This is a genomic window from Azotobacter chroococcum (genome assembly GCF_002220155.1).
In the GTDB taxonomy this organism is placed as follows: Bacteria; Pseudomonadota; Gammaproteobacteria; order Pseudomonadales; family Pseudomonadaceae; genus Azotobacter; species Azotobacter chroococcum.
Genome location: NZ_CP011835.1, coordinates 806,030 through 820,565 on the forward strand (window position 1 = coordinate 806,030; position 14,536 = coordinate 820,565).

12 protein-coding genes are annotated in these 14,536 nt (G+C 68.6%); 4 read left to right on the top strand and 8 right to left on the bottom strand.

The window, feature by feature from the left end; genetic code table 11:
- Positions 1-85: 85 nt before the first annotated feature.
- Positions 86-2,452, top strand: a complete 2,367-nt coding sequence (locus ACG10_RS03725; protein WP_089167184.1) for an ELM1/GtrOC1 family putative glycosyltransferase — start codon at positions 86-88, stop codon at positions 2,450-2,452.
- Positions 2,453-2,530: 78 nt separating this feature from the next.
- On the top strand, positions 2,531-3,298 hold the full coding sequence (locus ACG10_RS03730) for an aspartyl/asparaginyl beta-hydroxylase domain-containing protein (protein ID WP_089167185.1): 768 nt from the start codon (positions 2,531-2,533) through the stop codon (positions 3,296-3,298).
- A 58-nt stretch (positions 3,299-3,356) separates the two neighbouring features.
- On the opposite strand, the gene ACG10_RS03735 is transcribed toward ACG10_RS03730, so the two are convergent.
- The 6 genes from ACG10_RS03735 to lptF all read right to left on the bottom strand — a co-directional run bounded on the left by ACG10_RS03735 (position 3,357) and on the right by lptF (position 9,538).
- A complete protein-coding gene (locus ACG10_RS03735) occupies positions 3,357-4,121 on the bottom strand; it encodes an aspartyl/asparaginyl beta-hydroxylase domain-containing protein (protein WP_089167186.1) in 765 nt (254 codons plus the stop codon).
- Positions 4,122-4,193: 72 nt separating this feature from the next.
- Positions 4,194-5,168, bottom strand: coding sequence for a hypothetical protein (locus ACG10_RS03740; protein ID WP_089167187.1), 975 nt, complete (start codon positions 5,166-5,168; stop codon positions 4,194-4,196).
- Between the two features lie 8 nt (positions 5,169-5,176).
- Positions 5,177-6,145: a diacylglycerol/lipid kinase family protein gene (locus ACG10_RS03745; protein WP_089167188.1), complete on the bottom strand. Its 969-nt coding sequence runs from the start codon at positions 6,143-6,145 to the stop codon at positions 5,177-5,179.
- On the bottom strand, positions 6,138-7,244 hold the full coding sequence (locus tag ACG10_RS03750; protein ID WP_232487183.1) for a CDP-alcohol phosphatidyltransferase family protein: 1,107 nt from the start codon (positions 7,242-7,244) through the stop codon (positions 6,138-6,140). Before ACG10_RS03750 ends, ACG10_RS03745 begins: the two co-directional genes overlap by 8 nt.
- Positions 7,245-7,397: 153 nt before the next feature.
- Positions 7,398-8,468 carry an LPS export ABC transporter permease LptG gene (gene lptG, locus ACG10_RS03755; protein ID WP_089167190.1) on the bottom strand — a complete coding sequence of 357 codons (1,071 nt, stop codon included), beginning with the start codon at positions 8,466-8,468 and terminating at the stop codon, positions 7,398-7,400.
- The gene (lptF, locus tag ACG10_RS03760) at positions 8,465-9,538 is read right to left on the bottom strand and encodes an LPS export ABC transporter permease LptF (RefSeq protein WP_089167191.1); all 1,074 of its coding nucleotides are present in this window, start codon (positions 9,536-9,538) and stop codon (positions 8,465-8,467) included. Before lptF ends, lptG begins: the two co-directional genes overlap by 4 nt.
- 146 nt (positions 9,539-9,684) lie before the next feature.
- Between lptF and ACG10_RS03765 the strand changes: the two genes are divergently transcribed.
- A complete protein-coding gene (locus tag ACG10_RS03765; protein WP_232487184.1) occupies positions 9,685-10,464 on the top strand; it encodes a phosphocholine cytidylyltransferase family protein in 780 nt (259 codons plus the stop codon).
- Here ACG10_RS03765 and ACG10_RS03770 read toward each other — a convergent pair.
- Together ACG10_RS03770 and ACG10_RS03775 are read right to left on the bottom strand one after the other, a co-directional pair.
- Entirely contained in the window at positions 10,455-11,285 is an 831-nt protein-coding gene (locus tag ACG10_RS03770) for a nucleotidyltransferase family protein (protein ID WP_089167192.1), read from the bottom strand. The two genes, ACG10_RS03765 and ACG10_RS03770, sit on opposite strands and share 10 nt — an antisense overlap.
- Positions 11,269-12,423, bottom strand: a complete 1,155-nt coding sequence (locus ACG10_RS03775) for a GNAT family N-acetyltransferase (protein ID WP_232487185.1) — start codon at positions 12,421-12,423, stop codon at positions 11,269-11,271. The genes ACG10_RS03770 and ACG10_RS03775 overlap by 17 nt, the downstream gene beginning before the upstream one ends.
- Positions 12,424-12,786: 363 nt before the next feature.
- Between ACG10_RS03775 and ACG10_RS03780 the strand changes: the two genes are divergently transcribed.
- Positions 12,787-14,532: a fatty acyl-AMP ligase gene (locus ACG10_RS03780; RefSeq protein WP_089169786.1), complete on the top strand. Its 1,746-nt coding sequence runs from the start codon at positions 12,787-12,789 to the stop codon at positions 14,530-14,532.
- Positions 14,533-14,536: the final 4 nt, after the last annotated feature.

The window sequence follows — 14,536 nt, forward strand, 5'->3', positions numbered from 1 at the left end:
GTGCGCGCAATGGGCGAACTATATATTCAGCGGGGTCAGCCAGGCCAAGGCTCTGCCGCCGTACTCGCAAGGGATGAGAGGACGCATGACCTTCTTTGCACTGAAAATCAACGCGGCAGTGCGGAAACTCCTGACTTTCCACCAGCAGTCGCCAGCCTCCCGCACGCAACCGGTCGACTCCCGGCCGGGCTCCGCCGCCGCGCGCGATGGCACCGACGAGTCGCTGGCGGTGCCGAGCATCGTTCCCGTCGTGCTGGAGGCCCGGCCCGGCGCGCCAGAAGCGCCGGCGGTGCGGATCTTCCTCGGCACCCAGCCGGCGCAGCACCGCGCCGAGCGCATCTTCTTCTATTCCCTCGAGCGGGTGCGCAATCCGCTGCGGCGCTACGAGGTCTACCGCATGACCGGCCTGCCGGGGTTCGACCGGCAGGGCTGGCGCACCGGCTTCACCAATTACCGCTTCGCCATCCCGGACCTCGCCGGACGCCAGGGCCGGGCGATCTACAACGACGTCGACCAGATCTTCACCGCCGATCCCGCGGAGCTGTTCGACCAGCCCATGGGCGAGCATGGCTACCTGGCGCTGCTGCCCGAGGACACGGCGGTGATGCTGATCGACTGCGAGCGGATGGCCCGCTGCTGGACCTTCGCCAAGGCCTGCCGCGAACCCAAGAAGGCCCTGTGCGCCGAGGCGGCCGCCGAGCCGGGGCGCTGGGGCGCGCTCGATCCCTGCTGGCATGCCCGGGACTTCGAGTTCCGGCCGGGCGAGACCAAGCTGCTGCACTACACGGCCCTGCACCTGCAGCCCTGGCGGCCCACGCCCGAGCAGTACTCGTACCAGATCCATCCGCTTGCCGAGCACTTTCTCAGCCTCGAGCAGGCGGCCGAGCGGGAAGGCTATGAAATCTACACGGCGGCGCATCCCAGCCCCGGTTTCGCTACGGGCTGCGAGCAGGCGGCGCGGATGCCGGCGGAGTCATCGGCGAACTTCCGTCGCCAGGCGCAGGCGGCCGGCGTCGCGCAGTTGGCGCTGGTCGGCGCCTGGGGCGATGCCGATGCCGGCGATCCGTCCCAGGTGCGCTGGCCGCTGGAGGCGCTCGGCCGCGACGCCCTGCCGGCGCAGGAGGCGATCGCCGCGAACGGCCTCGAACGGCTGCCGGTGGAGGATCTGCCCTGGCTGGTGGACCGGCTGTTCCGGCTCGGCCGCCAGTGGGTCTTCGTCAGGGCGGAGCTGGGCGCCGAGGAGTCGATGATCGGCAGCCTGGACGGCTGGCGGACGCTGCTGCGCCGGGTGGCGCAGCGTTATCCGGACCGCTGCTGGCAGCTCGACTGCCAGGATCGCCAGGGACGCACCCACCGCTTCCGGGCGGACTTCGCGCAGCGGACCAGGGGCGGGCAGGATCTGCCGAGGGTCTGGGTGCTGCAGGGCGGGCGTGCCGGCGACAATGCGCAGCTGACGGACATCGCCGAGGCCCTCGGCTGGCCCTACGAAATCAAGCGCCCGGAGAGCCTGGCAAGCGCAGGCGCTACCGACGCCTGGCCGGACCTGGTGCTCAGCGCGGGCCGGCACACGGCCGTCGTGGCCCGCCGGATACGGCGCCAGTCGCAGGGCCATGCACGCCTGGTGGTGCTGGGCCGGCCGCGCGCGCCGCTGGCCGACTTCGACCGGGTGGTGACGACCCCGCAATACGGCCTGCCGCTGCGCCAGAACGTCGTCGACCTGCCGGCCCCCTTCATCGGCGAGCATCCCCTCGACGAGGCGACGCTGGAAGCCTGGCGGCAGCGTTTCGCCCATCTGCCGCGGCCGTGGATCGCGCTGCTGGTGGGCGGCGACAGCATCCCCTACCGGCTCGACGCACAGACCGCCGCGGCGCTGGGCCGGGAGGCCGGCGCCGCGGCCAGGGCCCGCGGCGGCTCGCTGCTGGTGTCGAGCAGTCCGCGCACGTCGGCAGGCGCGACCGACGCCCTGCTGGCGGCCATCGATGCGCCGCTGTGGAGCTACCGCTTCGGCAGCCAGGGCGACAATCCCTACCGGGCGCTGCTGGCGCTGGCCGATGCCTTCGTCGTGACCGGCGAAAGCGTCTCGATGCTGACCGAGGCCTGCATGAGCGGCCGGCCGGTGGCGGTGTTCCCCCTGCCGGTGCAGCGGCACCGCAAGGCGCGGCTGCACCATGAACTCGAACGGCGGCTGGGCGTCATCGAACGGGTCGCCGGCAGCCGCGGCGTGCCGAGGCAGCAGAACCGGCTCGGGCGCCTCTACGACGAACTGGTCGCGGCGGGCTGGATCAAGCGCGAGCGCTGCGTCGAGCAGGTGCACCAGGCCCTGGGGGTGGCGCCCCTGCCGGAAGGGCTGGATCATCCGCCGGGACTTTCTCCGGCGCTGCTTGCCGCCTCCCGCGAGCGCGCCCTCCAGGCGATCCGCGAGGTCATGCAAGCGGAGCGCCCCATTTCTTGAGCGGCAGGCGCCCGAGGCGGTTTCTGCCCGGGCGCCGCCGCTGCCCGACCGCCCACAGCCTGCAATCAGGACATCTGCATGAGTGAAATGGCTTCAGCCGAGGTAGTGAAAGACAAGGTCAAGCGCAGTGCCTTGTACCGGACCGGCAAGAAACTGCGGCCGCTGATCAACCGCTTTCTGGCGCGCAATTCCCTGGTGGGGGATCCACCGTTCTTCGACAAGCAGCTGTTCCCCTGGGTCGCGGAGCTGGAGGCCGCCTGGCCGGTCATCCGCGCCGAGCTCGACCAGTTGCTCGAGCAGCGCACGCCGATCCCGGCCCTGCGCGATATTTCCCCGGACCACCGGCGCATCGCTACCTGCAATGCCTGGCAGTCGTACTTTCTCTGGGGCTACGGCTACCGGATCGACAGCGGCTGCCAGCAGTGCCCGGAGACGGCGCGGATTCTCTCGGCCGTGCCCGGGCTCAACAGCGCCTTCTTCTCGATCCTGGGTCCCGGCGCCCATATCCCGCGGCATACCGGGGTGACCAAGCGCATCCTGACCTGCCATCTCGCGCTGGTGACGCCGACGCCCGCCGAGCGCTGCCGCATCCAGGTCGCCGAGCAGACCGCCAGCTGGCGGGAAGGCGAGTGCCTGGTCTTCGACGACACCTATCCCCACGAAGTCTGGAACGACACGGAAGAGACCCGCGTGGTGCTGCTGATCCAGTTCAAGCGCCCCTTGCGCCTGCCCGGACGACTGCTTGGCGACCTGTTTCTCGGCGCGGTGCGCCGCAGCCCCTTCGTCCAGGAGGCGCGACGCAATCTGTCGGCCTGGGAGCAGGCGCACAAGCGGCTGGACGACTGAGCCCTGCGGTTTTCCCCTTCTCCCCGGCGGGGAGGAGGGGGCAATCCGGCAAGGCGTTCTAGCGCTCCAGCCCCTGCTCCCAGGCGCGATGGTTGCGCCGCGCATCCTGGATGAAGGGCGACCAGCGAATGAGCCGGAGCACCACCTTGTTGAGCAGCCTGCCCGGCCAGGCCAGCGGCCGCTGCACGTCCAGGAACAGCACGACGCGGGTGCCGTCGGTCTCGTTCCACACCTGATGCCGGTAGGTGTCGTCGAAGATCATGCACTTGCCGGGCTCCCAGGAGCGGATCTGGTCGCCCACCCGGATCCGGCAGTTTTCCCGGGGTTCCGGCACGAGCAGGCCCAGGTGCGCCCGCAGCAGGCCGTTATAGGGGCCGCGGTGCTCGCGAATGGTCTTGCCGGGTTCGAGGATCGAGAAGAAGGCGGTGAACATCCCCGGGATCGACTCGACCAGCCTGGTCGTCTCCGGGCAGCGCTCGCAGTTGCCCTCCATCTTGTAGCCGTAGCCGTAGAGAAAGAAGGTCTTCCAGCGGTCGTCCTGGGTGAGGCTGCGCTGGTCCCTGGAGATGTCCTGGAAGTTCGGGAGGCGTTCGCGATGTTGCAGAACCTGCTCGAGTTCCTGGCGGATGGTCTCCCAGTTGGCCTCCAGCGCGGGGACCCAGGGGAACTGCCGGGTATCGAAGAACGGCGGGTTGCCCAGGATCGAATAGCGCCTGATCACATTCTCCAGGCGCTTGATGATCCAGAAGCCGATGGCCACGCTGGGACGATGCTTTCGTTTGCGTTTGGGCTCCACGGCGATCTCTTCTTTGACCTGTCCCACGTAGTACCTCCCTTCCAGGATGAATTAAGCCGAGCCGGCGATAGGTGAAGCGTTGGAGCAAGTATGCGGCAGTTAGCGCAGGCGCCGCTCCCGCAGCAGCCGCCAGAGCAGCGGCCAGCCGAAGATCAGCGGATGGCGGCGCAGGCGCGGGCTGATCTCGATGGGCTCGCCCAGATGCCGCTGCAGTTTCCAGACGACGTAGTCGACGCCCTGCTCGAAGGTGAAGGAGGCCTTCACCAGACGGACCACGTTCAACAGCCGTCCCTGCAGGCGCCGCAGTCGCCAGCGCCGGCGGCCCTGCCGGCAGGCAGCGGCAGGCAGGCGGTTGCGATAGCGGTCGGTCTCGCCGGCAATGGCTTCCAGGCCGGCCAGCGCCGGGGCGGCGGCCAGGGTCAGGCGCCGGTAATGCTCGCGGTCGTGCCGCACCAGTTGGACCGGACGGTCGGCGGCCTCCGGGCGCAGCTCGCAGCCATAGCTCAGCGCCAGCGCCTGCTGCCAGAGGCTTTCGCTGTCGAACTGCTCCGGCTGGCAGGGCAGGGCCTGCTCCAGCAGGCTCAGGACGGCCCGCGCCAGCGCCGCCTGCACCCGCCGTTCGACCTGCGCGTCCCGGCAATGGACCAGTCGCGACGGCTGGGCGAAGCGTCCCCACAGATAGCTCTGGAACCAGCAGGCGGTGCCTCGTTCGAGATCCTGCAACGACAGCACCGCGCATTTCGCCTGCAGCAGCCGGCCATCCGCCGTGTGCGTCCGCAGCAGCAGGACGTTGGGCGGCAGCCAGGCATTCGCCAGTTGCAGCAGGCGGCTGGGATGGGCGCGGGAATAGTCGTCGACGATCGCATAGAGATCGACCAGACCTTCGCCCGGGTCGCCACTGCGCAGGCAGGAGCCGTAGAACAGCAGCGCCACCAGGGCATCGCCGAAGCGGGCACGTACCTCGTCGCAAAGCTGCTGCAACTCCCCGGCGACGGGCTGGGCGCATTGGCTGGCGACTTCGGCGAGCAGGGCCGCTGGCGGTGCCGGCAGGGGGTAAGCGTCGGGTATCGGCATCGGCTGCCTCAAAAGGTCAAAAAGCGCAGCGGGGGCGTGCTGGACAGGCGAATGGGCTCGCGGGCCTGGAACAGTTCGCCATCGAGCAGGAAGTCCGCGGGGCCGCTCAGCTGCAGCGCCTCGAGATTGCGGCTGAGGTAGCCGTCGTGCTCGCGGGCGACGGCCGCACCGCGCCCGCACAGCAGGGCGGGCAGCACCCGGAGCAGACGGCGCGGGCGATGCGCGACGGCGGTGAAATGCACGGGGGCCGGTTCCGCGCCCCAGTAGGGGCGGCAGCCGACCAGCAGCCGGTCCAGGGTCGAGGCCAGCACCAGCAGCCAGTCGTTCTGCCAGTCGGCTCCTTCCGTGCTCAGCCGGGCCGGCATCGCCGGCAGCAGCGGATGCGGCCGGTTGCGCAGCAGCGAGAGCAGCATGCGGCCGAAGGCCAGCGCGGGTCCGAGCGCCCCGCGCACGCCGGTCGGCCGGATGTGCCGGTGGAAGTAGCGCACGCCGCCGAGGATGGCGCCGGCCCCGAAGAACATGCCGAACTGCGGTCCCCGGTCCGTCTCGCCGTCGACCCGCAGCACCGCCCGCTCCACCAGCCTCGGCGCCGGTCCGGGGCCCTGCAGCCAGGCGCACAGGGCGCGCAGCGCGGCCTCGGGTTTCCGGCGTGCGCCCAGGTCGGCCGCGCTCATGTTGGTGGTTCCCCCCGGCACCACCAGCAGCCCGGGCAGGCCGGCGGCCGGCTCCCGGAGGAGGGCGGTCAGGGTGGCCTGCAGGGTGCCGTCGCCGCCGAGGACCACCAGCAGGTCCTGCGGCCCGGCCTGCCAGAGCCGCAGCGCCTGCTCGATCTCCCGGGGACCGGAGACCTCCTGCAGCAGGGCGTCGGGCAGCGCGGCGGCGATCCGGCGCAGCGCCGGCAACTGCCGGCGGACGCGCCCGCTGCCGGGGTTCAGCAGGATGCCGACGCGCGCCGGCGGCGTCCGGACCTCAGGCATCGCTCAGTCCGGAGCGGGGCGCGAACAGGCGGACGATCGGGCGATGGCCCTCGGCGCGCAGGTCGATCTGGCTCAGCCAGGGCTGCAGATCCGCGCCGCGCCGGCGCAGGAGCAGCGCCCAGACCACCCGTGCGCCGAGCACCAGGGTGGACAGCACCGTCCAGAGCGCGACCAGCAGCAGGCCGACGTCGTCGGCGCCCAGCCCCCAGGCCAGGGTCAGGAGCAGCAGGTTGGGGTTGCGGCGGGCGGTCACCAGGCGATTGAGGGAGTCGAAGGGCCGCCAGAGGAACAGGGAGAAGGGCGCGGCGAACTTGAAGGCGCCTTCGCACAGGCGGCCGGCGACGTAGCCGATGAAGATGGCCCAGAGCACCGCGTCCAGGGGCATGTCGAAGCCCCAGGCCGCCCCCAGCCCCATCCCCCAGGCGATGTACCAGATCGGCGGATGCACCAGGTCCAGCGCATGGTCGAAGATGTTGCCGAAGCGGGTCGAGGTGACCGTGACGCGCGCCAGCTTGCCGTCCACCGTGTCGAGGAAGGTCATGATCCAGCCGGCGATCAGGCCCAGGCCGTACTGTCCCTGCCAGAACCAGTAGCCGGCGAGGATCGCCAGGACATAGCTCGCGGTGGTGACATGGTTGGGGCTCAGCCCCATCCGCACGCACCAGCCGGTGACCCAGCGCGCCGGCACCGGCCAGACGCAGCGCGTGACGAAGTCGGTGACGCCCTTGTAGGCGCCGTTGAACAGGGACTTTTCCAGGTGCTGGCGCTCGCTCTCGGTGATGCGGATGACCCACGGCGGGTCGAACTTGCGCAACTGCGCCTGCAGGCCCGAGGCCACCGTATCCGGGCGAACCTGGCGCAGCCTCTCGATCGCCGGGCCTTCGAGCCGGAGCGTTCCCGCCAGCTCCTCGACCGCCAGGTGGGCCGCGACGATGGTCCCGTCACGCGGGTCCTGCAGGGCGACGTCCTCCGCGTCCAGAAGCCCGCGCAGCACCCGGGGGTCGTACAGGTAGTCCTCGCGCAGGAGCAGCACGCTGCCGGTCTGCGGCAGGGGCTCGTCCGGCCCGCACAGGCGGGCCTTGGGGTTCTTGCGGAGCATTCGCTCGAGCCTTTCCCGGGAGCTCAATCCCCACAGGGGTACGTTGCAGCTGCCCACCAGATGGACGCATATCGTCATGTTTTTGCCTTGAGCGGATAATCGCGATGTGTCGACTTCATGAAAGCATGTCCGGAGCCTGAACGGCGTCCGCCGTCAGGGCCTGCTCCGATCGAACCGGCGCACCAGGGCCAGGGCCATGCCGAGCAGGACCAGTGCCGGCATCACCCCGACCAGCAGGGCGTTCAGCTTGAACAACTGGCCCAGGCTGACCAGGATCTCGTTGCTGATATAGACCAGCAGCCCCATGACCGCGCCGAGCGCCAGCCTGCTGCCGAGCCCGCTCGAACGCACCGGCTCGAAGCTGAAGGGGACCGCGAACAGGATCATCGCCAGGGTCAGGATTGGCACGCCGAGCTTCTGCCACAGGGCGATCTCGAACTGGATCGCCGGCTGACCGGTATTTTGCAGGAAGTGCACGTAGCCGCGCAGTTGCCGGGCCGAAAGGCTCTCGGGCGGAAGGGTAACCTCGTCCAGGGGGGTGTCGGGCAGAATGGCGCGCCAGGGTAGCTGCTCGAGCTGCTGGACGCTTTCCGAGTCGCCGTCCCAGCGTTTCTGCTGGACGTTGTACAGCTGCCAGATTCCGCCGGGCTGGATCTCGGCGCGCTCGGCGAGGATGTATTCCTGCAACTGGTTCCGTTCGTCGAACTGGAAGATTTCCAGGTGGTTGGGCACGCGCCCGGTACCCAGACTGCCGATGCGGACGACCTGCCCGTCCTTGCGCGCCCAGATGCCCTTGTCCTTGTCGTTGTCCGGCTTGGCGTGTGCGCGCATCTGCACGGCCTTCTGCTGCAGGGGCGAGGCCAGGAGCTCGTCGAGCGCGCCCAGCGCGCCGGCCAGCAGCGCGCCGGCGAGCAGGGTGGTGAGGCCGATCCGGGTGGCGGAGATGCCCGCCGCCCGCATGATGCTGAGTTCTTGCGACAGGGCGAGCTGGCCGAGGGCCGCGATTCCTCCCAGCAGGGCGATGAAGGGGCCCAGCTCCACGGCGCGGCGCGGCATGATCATCAGCACGACCTGGAGCGCCTGGGCCAGCCGATAGCCCTCGTCGTTGATGTCGTCGAGTTCGCCGACCAGGTCCAGGGTGCTGAACAGCGGCAGCAGCAGGGCTGCCGCGGCGATGAAGCCGAGGAAGACGTTGCGCAGGATGTACAGGTCGAGAATCTTCATGCGGTCTTCACCCGGACGATGGCCCGCTCGCGGACGATCAGGCCCATCAGCACGAGTCCCATGGCCAGGGGCACCAGCCAGAGTCCGGGCGTCGCGGGCAGCGAGCCGTTCGCCACCATGCTCTTGCAGATGGTGCCTGCATAGAAGATCACCGCATAGACGGCCGTCACCGGCAGCAGAGTGGCGAAGCGGCCCCGCCGGGGAGCGGTCCGGCTGAGCGGAATGGCCAGCAGGGCCAGGATGAAGGTGCTGACGCCGCGGGATTCGCGCCATTGCAGCTCCGCTCGCTCGGGAAGCGCCGGAGAGGCTGCGAGCTCCTGCCAGGGGGCGGCCTTCCTGCGGAATTCCTCGGTCGTTTCGAGGGGGTTGAGGTGGATGCTCATCCGCTTGAACAGGATCCGCTTGTCCTGGATACCGCTGTGCTGCAGCGAATAGGCCGTGCCATGCGTCATCTCGATGGCCGGATCGTAGGGGTCGGGGTTGGCGATCCAGGCTTCCTGGGAGCGGTACAGGCGGGTTTTCCGCTCGCCGCCATCGAAGATCAGGACGTCCTGCAGCCGGCCGCTCTGGTGATCGATGCGTTCCGCCAGGATCATCCGGCCGTTTTCCGCATTGACGTTGAAGCGCTCCGCCAGCAGGTGGTGGACGTCCAGCTCGCTCTTCGACTCCTGCTCGAGCCGGTAGGCATTGGCATAGGCCCAGGGTCGCCCATACAGCGACAGTGCGGCCACGGCCACGGCGATCGGGAGCGCCAGGATGGCCACCGCCTTGTAGATCCGCAGCGGACTCATGCCCGCGGCGGCTACGGCGGTTATTTCCGAGTCGTGATACAGGCGGCCCAGACTGAGGACCACCGATACATACAGGGCCACCGGAATCAGCACTTCCAGGGCGATCAAAACCTTGTATACGACGATGTCGAAAACCACCCTGAGAGCCAGGGTGCCATTGGCGGCTTCTGCCAGATAGCGCTCGGCGGAATAGGCCGCGAAGATGAAGACCAGAATCCCCAACATGACCAACAGCGGCCGGCGTGTCTCGGTAATGACGTAGCGCTCGATCAGCAGCATGAGTACTCGAACCTTCTCCTTGCCGGTCGTGCCATGCGTCCGGTCATGCAAGATAGGCTATCCTGAATGCCTTGGTCTATTCGAGGGGGATAACCTTGTTGTCCGAACGGAGTGGGCCGGGTTTTAGCACAATGACTGGAGATGGCATGAATCTTTTCAAGCGGAATGAGCTCCGTCGGGCCGTTATTCTGAGCGCCGGCCAGGGACGTCGCCTCCTTCCCTTCACCGAAAACAGCCCCAAGTGCCTGCTCGATATCGCCGGGCGCAGCGTCATCGAGTGGCAGATCGATGCGCTGCTGGCCGCCGGCATCGGACATGTCACGGTGGTCGTGGGATACGGTGCGGAGCAGGTCGAGCGCGTGCTGCACGACCGCTATGGGGCAGGCAGCATCACGACGCTGTACAACCCCTTCTTCGAGGTGGCGGACAACCTGGCCAGCTGCTGGATGGCCCGGCAGGCCATGCAGGACGAGTTCCTCCTCCTGAACGGCGACACCCTGTTCGAACTGGCGGTCCTGGAGCGCCTGCTGGAGGCGCCGCCGCGGCCCATCACTCTCGCCATCGACCGGAAGGCCGGCTATGACAGCGACGACATGAAGGTCTGCCTGGACGGCGAGCGGCTGACGCGGGTCGGCAAGACGTTGCCGCTGGCCCACATCGATGGCGAGTCCATCGGCATGATGTATTTCCAGCCGCAGGGCGCGGCGCTGTTCCGCCAGATCCTCGACGAGCAGATGCGCCGCCCGGAGGCGCTGCAACGCTGGTATCTCAGCATCATCGACCAGCTGGCGCAGGACACGGGCCAGGTGTTCGTGCAGTCCATCGAGGGGCTGAGCTGGGGAGAGCTGGACTTCCCGGCGGATCTGGAGGCGGTCAGGGCCAAGGCCTGCCACTGGAACATACCGATGGCCGTGGCTCAGGGCTGAACGCACTTTTCCGTGCTCCGCTGCGCCAGAATCCGTTCGACCAGGTCAAGATCCGCCCTGGAATCGACGTCGATGGCGGCTTCGGCGAAGGGCAGCACGACGGCGCCTATCTTCACGCCGAGCTTGCGCGACAGCTGCGCCAGGGCCTGTTCCAGGGTCAGGCGGCCGAGCAGGTAGCGAAGGGTGGCCGCCGGGCCCAGCGCGCCGGCGATCACCCGCCAGGGACGCTTGCGCTCCTGTTCGACCCGGCGCCAGAAGGTCGCCAGCTCGCGGCCCCGCCCGCTGGTGAAGGCGAACAGGTTGCAGCCGCAATACGGCCCGCCGCGCAGCCGGATGGCGGTGCGCCGGGTGTCGGGATAGCGCGCCTGCACGGTGTCCAGGCGGGCCACGCCGACGACGAAGTCGCAGTCGCTGGCCAGCGCCTGCTCGAGAAAGTGATCGACGATGGCCGGGCTCAGCAGGGCATGATCGGCGGTGGTCAGCAGCACTGGCTGTCCGGGGGCGGCGCCTTCCAGGGCGCGCGCCGCGCTGGCGCTCGGCGAGCTGGCGTTTTCCAGCCAGCCCAGGCTGCCGTCGGCCAGGCTGTGCTCGAGTTCGGCATCCCGGCGCAGCAGGTCGCGGGCCGGGCCGACCAGGCTGATCCGGCCGACCAGACGGCTCGTCCGCAGGCTCCGGATGACCCGGTGGACCATCGGCACGCCGCCGACCGGCGCCAGGGCCTTGCAGGCGGCGCCGGTCGCCGTCGCCACGGCGTCGTCCGCATGCCGGTCGGCCGCCAGCACCAGCGCGGCGCAGCGTCCTGCCTCAGATTCGCTTTTCATAGACCCGATACCTTTTGTAGGGATACGCCCCGATATGTTCGAGGATGTTCCGCATGCCGCGGTTGCTTTCCAGAATCCATGACATCTCCAGCGCCTCGAGCCCGCGCCGGACGAAGGGCGGCTTGAGCGCCTCGATCAGATACAGGGCCAGCACGGAGCCCAGACGGCTGCGCTGATGCGCCCGGCGCACGCCCATCAGCGGGACGCGGGCGGTGCGCAGGCCGCGGACCTTCAGCCGCCACAGCAGGCGGAGCCAGCCGAAAGGCAGCAGGCGCCCGTGCAGGGGCGCGATCGCCTCGTTGAGGTTGGGGAGGGCGACGATGAAGGCGCTGGGTTCGCCGTCGACCTCGGCGATGTACAGCAGGTCGTCTGGCACCAGCAGCTTGAGGTGATTGCCCACGGCCTCGAATTCCGCCTCGGTGAAGGGGACGAAGCCCCAATTCTCCGCCCAGGCGTCGTTGAAGATGTCGCGCAGCAGCCGGATCTCCTCCGCGAAGCGCCGTCGATCCAGCGGGCGGATGCGCACGCGGTCGCGCCAGCGCTCCATCAGCTGTCGCAGCGGGGGCGGGAAGTTCAGCTCGTCCGTGCGCATCCAGTAGGCCAGCAGGTCCGCGGCCGGGCGGTAGCCCAGGGCTTCGACCCGGGCGCCGTAGTAGGGCTGGCCGTGACCCATCATGACGGCGGGCGGCCGGTCGAAGCCCTCGACCAGCAGGCCGCTTTCCTCATTGATGGTCAGGTTGAACGGACCGGTTATCCGCCGTGCGCCGCGCTCGAGCAGCCAGTGCTCGGCGGTCGCCATCAGGGCCTGGAAGACGGCGGGATCGTCGACCGCCGCCAGCATGCCGAAATGGCCCGTATCCGGGCCGTGCAGCTGGCGATGCAGCCTGTCCACCTGCGCGCTGATGCGTCCTACGGGTTCGCTTCCCGACCAGGCGATCCAGGCCTGCCATTCGAGATGGGCGAAGACGGGGTTCTTCGGCGAAAGCTGGTCGCGACGTTCGGCGTGAAGGGGTTCCACCCAGTGCGGGTCGTTGCGGTGGAGCCTGCCCGGCAGGCCGATGAAGGTAGCGAGATCGGTCTTGTCCAGCACCGGTCTGGTAACGAGCGGTCCATGCCCTCTGAAGGGAGGTTGATTCAAACCGGGGCTCCTCTGGCTCGACTGGCCATTCCTGGCCGTTTGCCGACCGGCTGCGAAGGCGTGGTTCGGCGGCGCATGGCTTTTTCCATGTCCTCTGGAATGGTTATTTGGGGGCGCTTTGGGTAAAAGGAGGGAAGTGTAGTCGAAGTTGGGTTATATAGAGCGCCCTAACCGGGCCGGGAGGGGTAACCTCCCCGTCATCTTTTGTCTAGCCTACGGTTTGAGCGGTCGGAATGGACTACTCTGGTCTGATCGTGTTCAATCGCGCTTTGTTGATTTTTATGATTCCAGATGCTGCCGGCCTCGCTGAGCGATCCGCTGCAGGGAACGGTTGTTGCGCTGAAAAATGCCAGGACTGGAATGATGGCCAAACCCGCTATGTCTGCAACTCCTACGCAAAACGCCCTGGCTCCGCGCCTGGCAGACTTCTCGACACTGGCAGAGGCCCTCGATTACGCGGCGCTGGGGCATACCGGCCTGAATTTCTATGACGGGCGCTGCCGCCTGACGGCTGTGGTTCCCTATGCCGAGGTGAGGCGGGAGGCGCGGGCCCTGGCCAGGCGCCTGCATGGGCTCGGGTTGCGCCGGGGTGACCGGGTAGCCTTGATCGCCGACACTGAGCCGGGATTCATGGAGGCCTTCTATGGCTGCCAATATGCCGGATTCATTCCGGTGCCGCTGCCCATTCCGTCCGGGCTGGGCAGTCATGCCGCCTATGTCGAGAAACTTGCCACGCTGCTGAAGAGCTGCGAGCCCTCCGCCGTCCTGGCGCCTGCCGCCTGGCTGCCGTTCGCGCAGGAGGCGGCCGCGTCTTTCCGCACGATCTTCGTCGGCTCGGTCGAGGAGATGAAGGGGCGGGCGGTTCCGCCGGTGGAACTGGAGCCTTCCCGGCCGGACGAGGTGGCCTATCTGCAGTACACCTCGGGGAGCACCCGCTTCCCGCGCGGCGTGGTGGTGACGCAACAGGCGGCCATGGCCAACCTGCAAGGCATGATCCGCGAGGGGCTGGGCGTCCGTCCCGACGATCGCTGCGTTTCCTGGCTGCCGTTCTATCACGACATGGGGCTGGTGGGCTTCGTGCTGGGCCCGATGGCCTCGCAGTTGTCGGTGGACTACCTGCGTACCCAGGATTTCGCCATGCGGCCCCGGCAATGGCTCAACCTGATCAGCCAGAACCGCGGCACCCTCTCGTTCGCGCCGCCCTTCGGCTATGACCTGTGCGCCCGTCGCGTTCGGGAGGGCGAGGCGGCCCAGTTCGACCTCTCCAGCTGGCGCATTGCCGGTACCGGCGCGGAGCCGATTCGCGCGGAGGTGCTGGAGCGCTTCGCCGAGCAGTTCGCCCCGGCGGGCTTCGCGCGGACGGCCTTCCTGCCCTGCTATGGCCTGGCGGAGTGCACCCTGGGCGCCAGCTTCGGCCGTCGTGGCGCGGGGGTTGTGGTGGACCGCATCGAGCGCCATGCCCTGGAGTACCAGTCGATGGCCGTACCCTTCGGCGGCGAGGAAAGCCAGGCCAGCACCTTCGTCAACTGTGGTGCCGTGCTTCCCGGGCACCGCCTGGAAATCCGTGACGAGGCCGGACGCTCCCTGCCGGAGCGTCGAGTCGGGCGGGTGATGCTGCAGGGGCCGAGCGTGATGTCGGGGTATTTCCGCGACGAGGAATCCACGCAGGCGGCTCTGGACGGCGGCTGGCTGGATACCGGCGATCTTGGCTATCTGAGCGCTGGCGAGTTGTTCATCACCGGCCGGCAGAAGGATCTCCTGATCGTGCGCGGCCGGAACATCTGGCCGCAGGACGTCGAGTATCTGGTCGAGTCCCAGTCCGAGGTGCGGCCGGGCGACGTGATCGCCTTCCTCGTTCCCGCGGTTCCCGATCCCCAGGTCGTGGTGCAGGTCCAGTGCCGGGTCAGCGACCCGGAAAAGCGCGAGCAGCTGGTGCGCGCCCTGGCCGGGCTGATCAGCAGCGAATTCGGCTTCATCGCTCTCGTGGAGCTGGTTCCGCCCCATTCCCTGCCACGCACCTCGTCGGGCAAGCCCTCGCGGGCCGAAGCGCGCAAGCGTTTCCTGGTTCAGGCACAGTCTGCGTCCGGGCTGTCCATGGTCTGCGGGTAGCGGC

What these genes read in the sequence shown, in the direction of transcription:
- ACG10_RS03745 (WP_089167188.1), bottom strand. Translation starts at nt 6,145, where the DNA reads ATGCCTGAGGTCCGGACGCCGCCGGCGCGCGTCGGCATCCTGCTGAAC.
- lptG (WP_089167190.1), bottom strand. Translation starts at nt 8,468, where the DNA reads ATGAAGATTCTCGACCTGTACATCCTGCGCAACGTCTTCCTCGGCTTC.
- lptF (WP_089167191.1), bottom strand. Translation starts at nt 9,538, where the DNA reads ATGCTGCTGATCGAGCGCTACGTCATTACCGAGACACGCCGGCCGCTG.
- ACG10_RS03740 (WP_089167187.1), bottom strand. Translation starts at nt 5,168, where the DNA reads ATGCCGATACCCGACGCTTACCCCCTGCCGGCACCGCCAGCGGCCCTG.
- ACG10_RS03765 (WP_232487184.1), top strand. Translation starts at nt 9,685, where the DNA reads ATGAATCTTTTCAAGCGGAATGAGCTCCGTCGGGCCGTTATTCTGAGC.
- ACG10_RS03725 (WP_089167184.1), top strand. Translation starts at nt 86, where the DNA reads ATGACCTTCTTTGCACTGAAAATCAACGCGGCAGTGCGGAAACTCCTG.
- ACG10_RS03750 (WP_232487183.1), bottom strand. Translation starts at nt 7,244, where the DNA reads ATGCTCCGCAAGAACCCCAAGGCCCGCCTGTGCGGGCCGGACGAGCCC.
- ACG10_RS03730 (WP_089167185.1), top strand. Translation starts at nt 2,531, where the DNA reads ATGAGTGAAATGGCTTCAGCCGAGGTAGTGAAAGACAAGGTCAAGCGC.
- ACG10_RS03770 (WP_089167192.1), bottom strand. Translation starts at nt 11,285, where the DNA reads ATGAAAAGCGAATCTGAGGCAGGACGCTGCGCCGCGCTGGTGCTGGCG.
- ACG10_RS03780 (WP_089169786.1), top strand. Translation starts at nt 12,787, where the DNA reads ATGGCCAAACCCGCTATGTCTGCAACTCCTACGCAAAACGCCCTGGCT.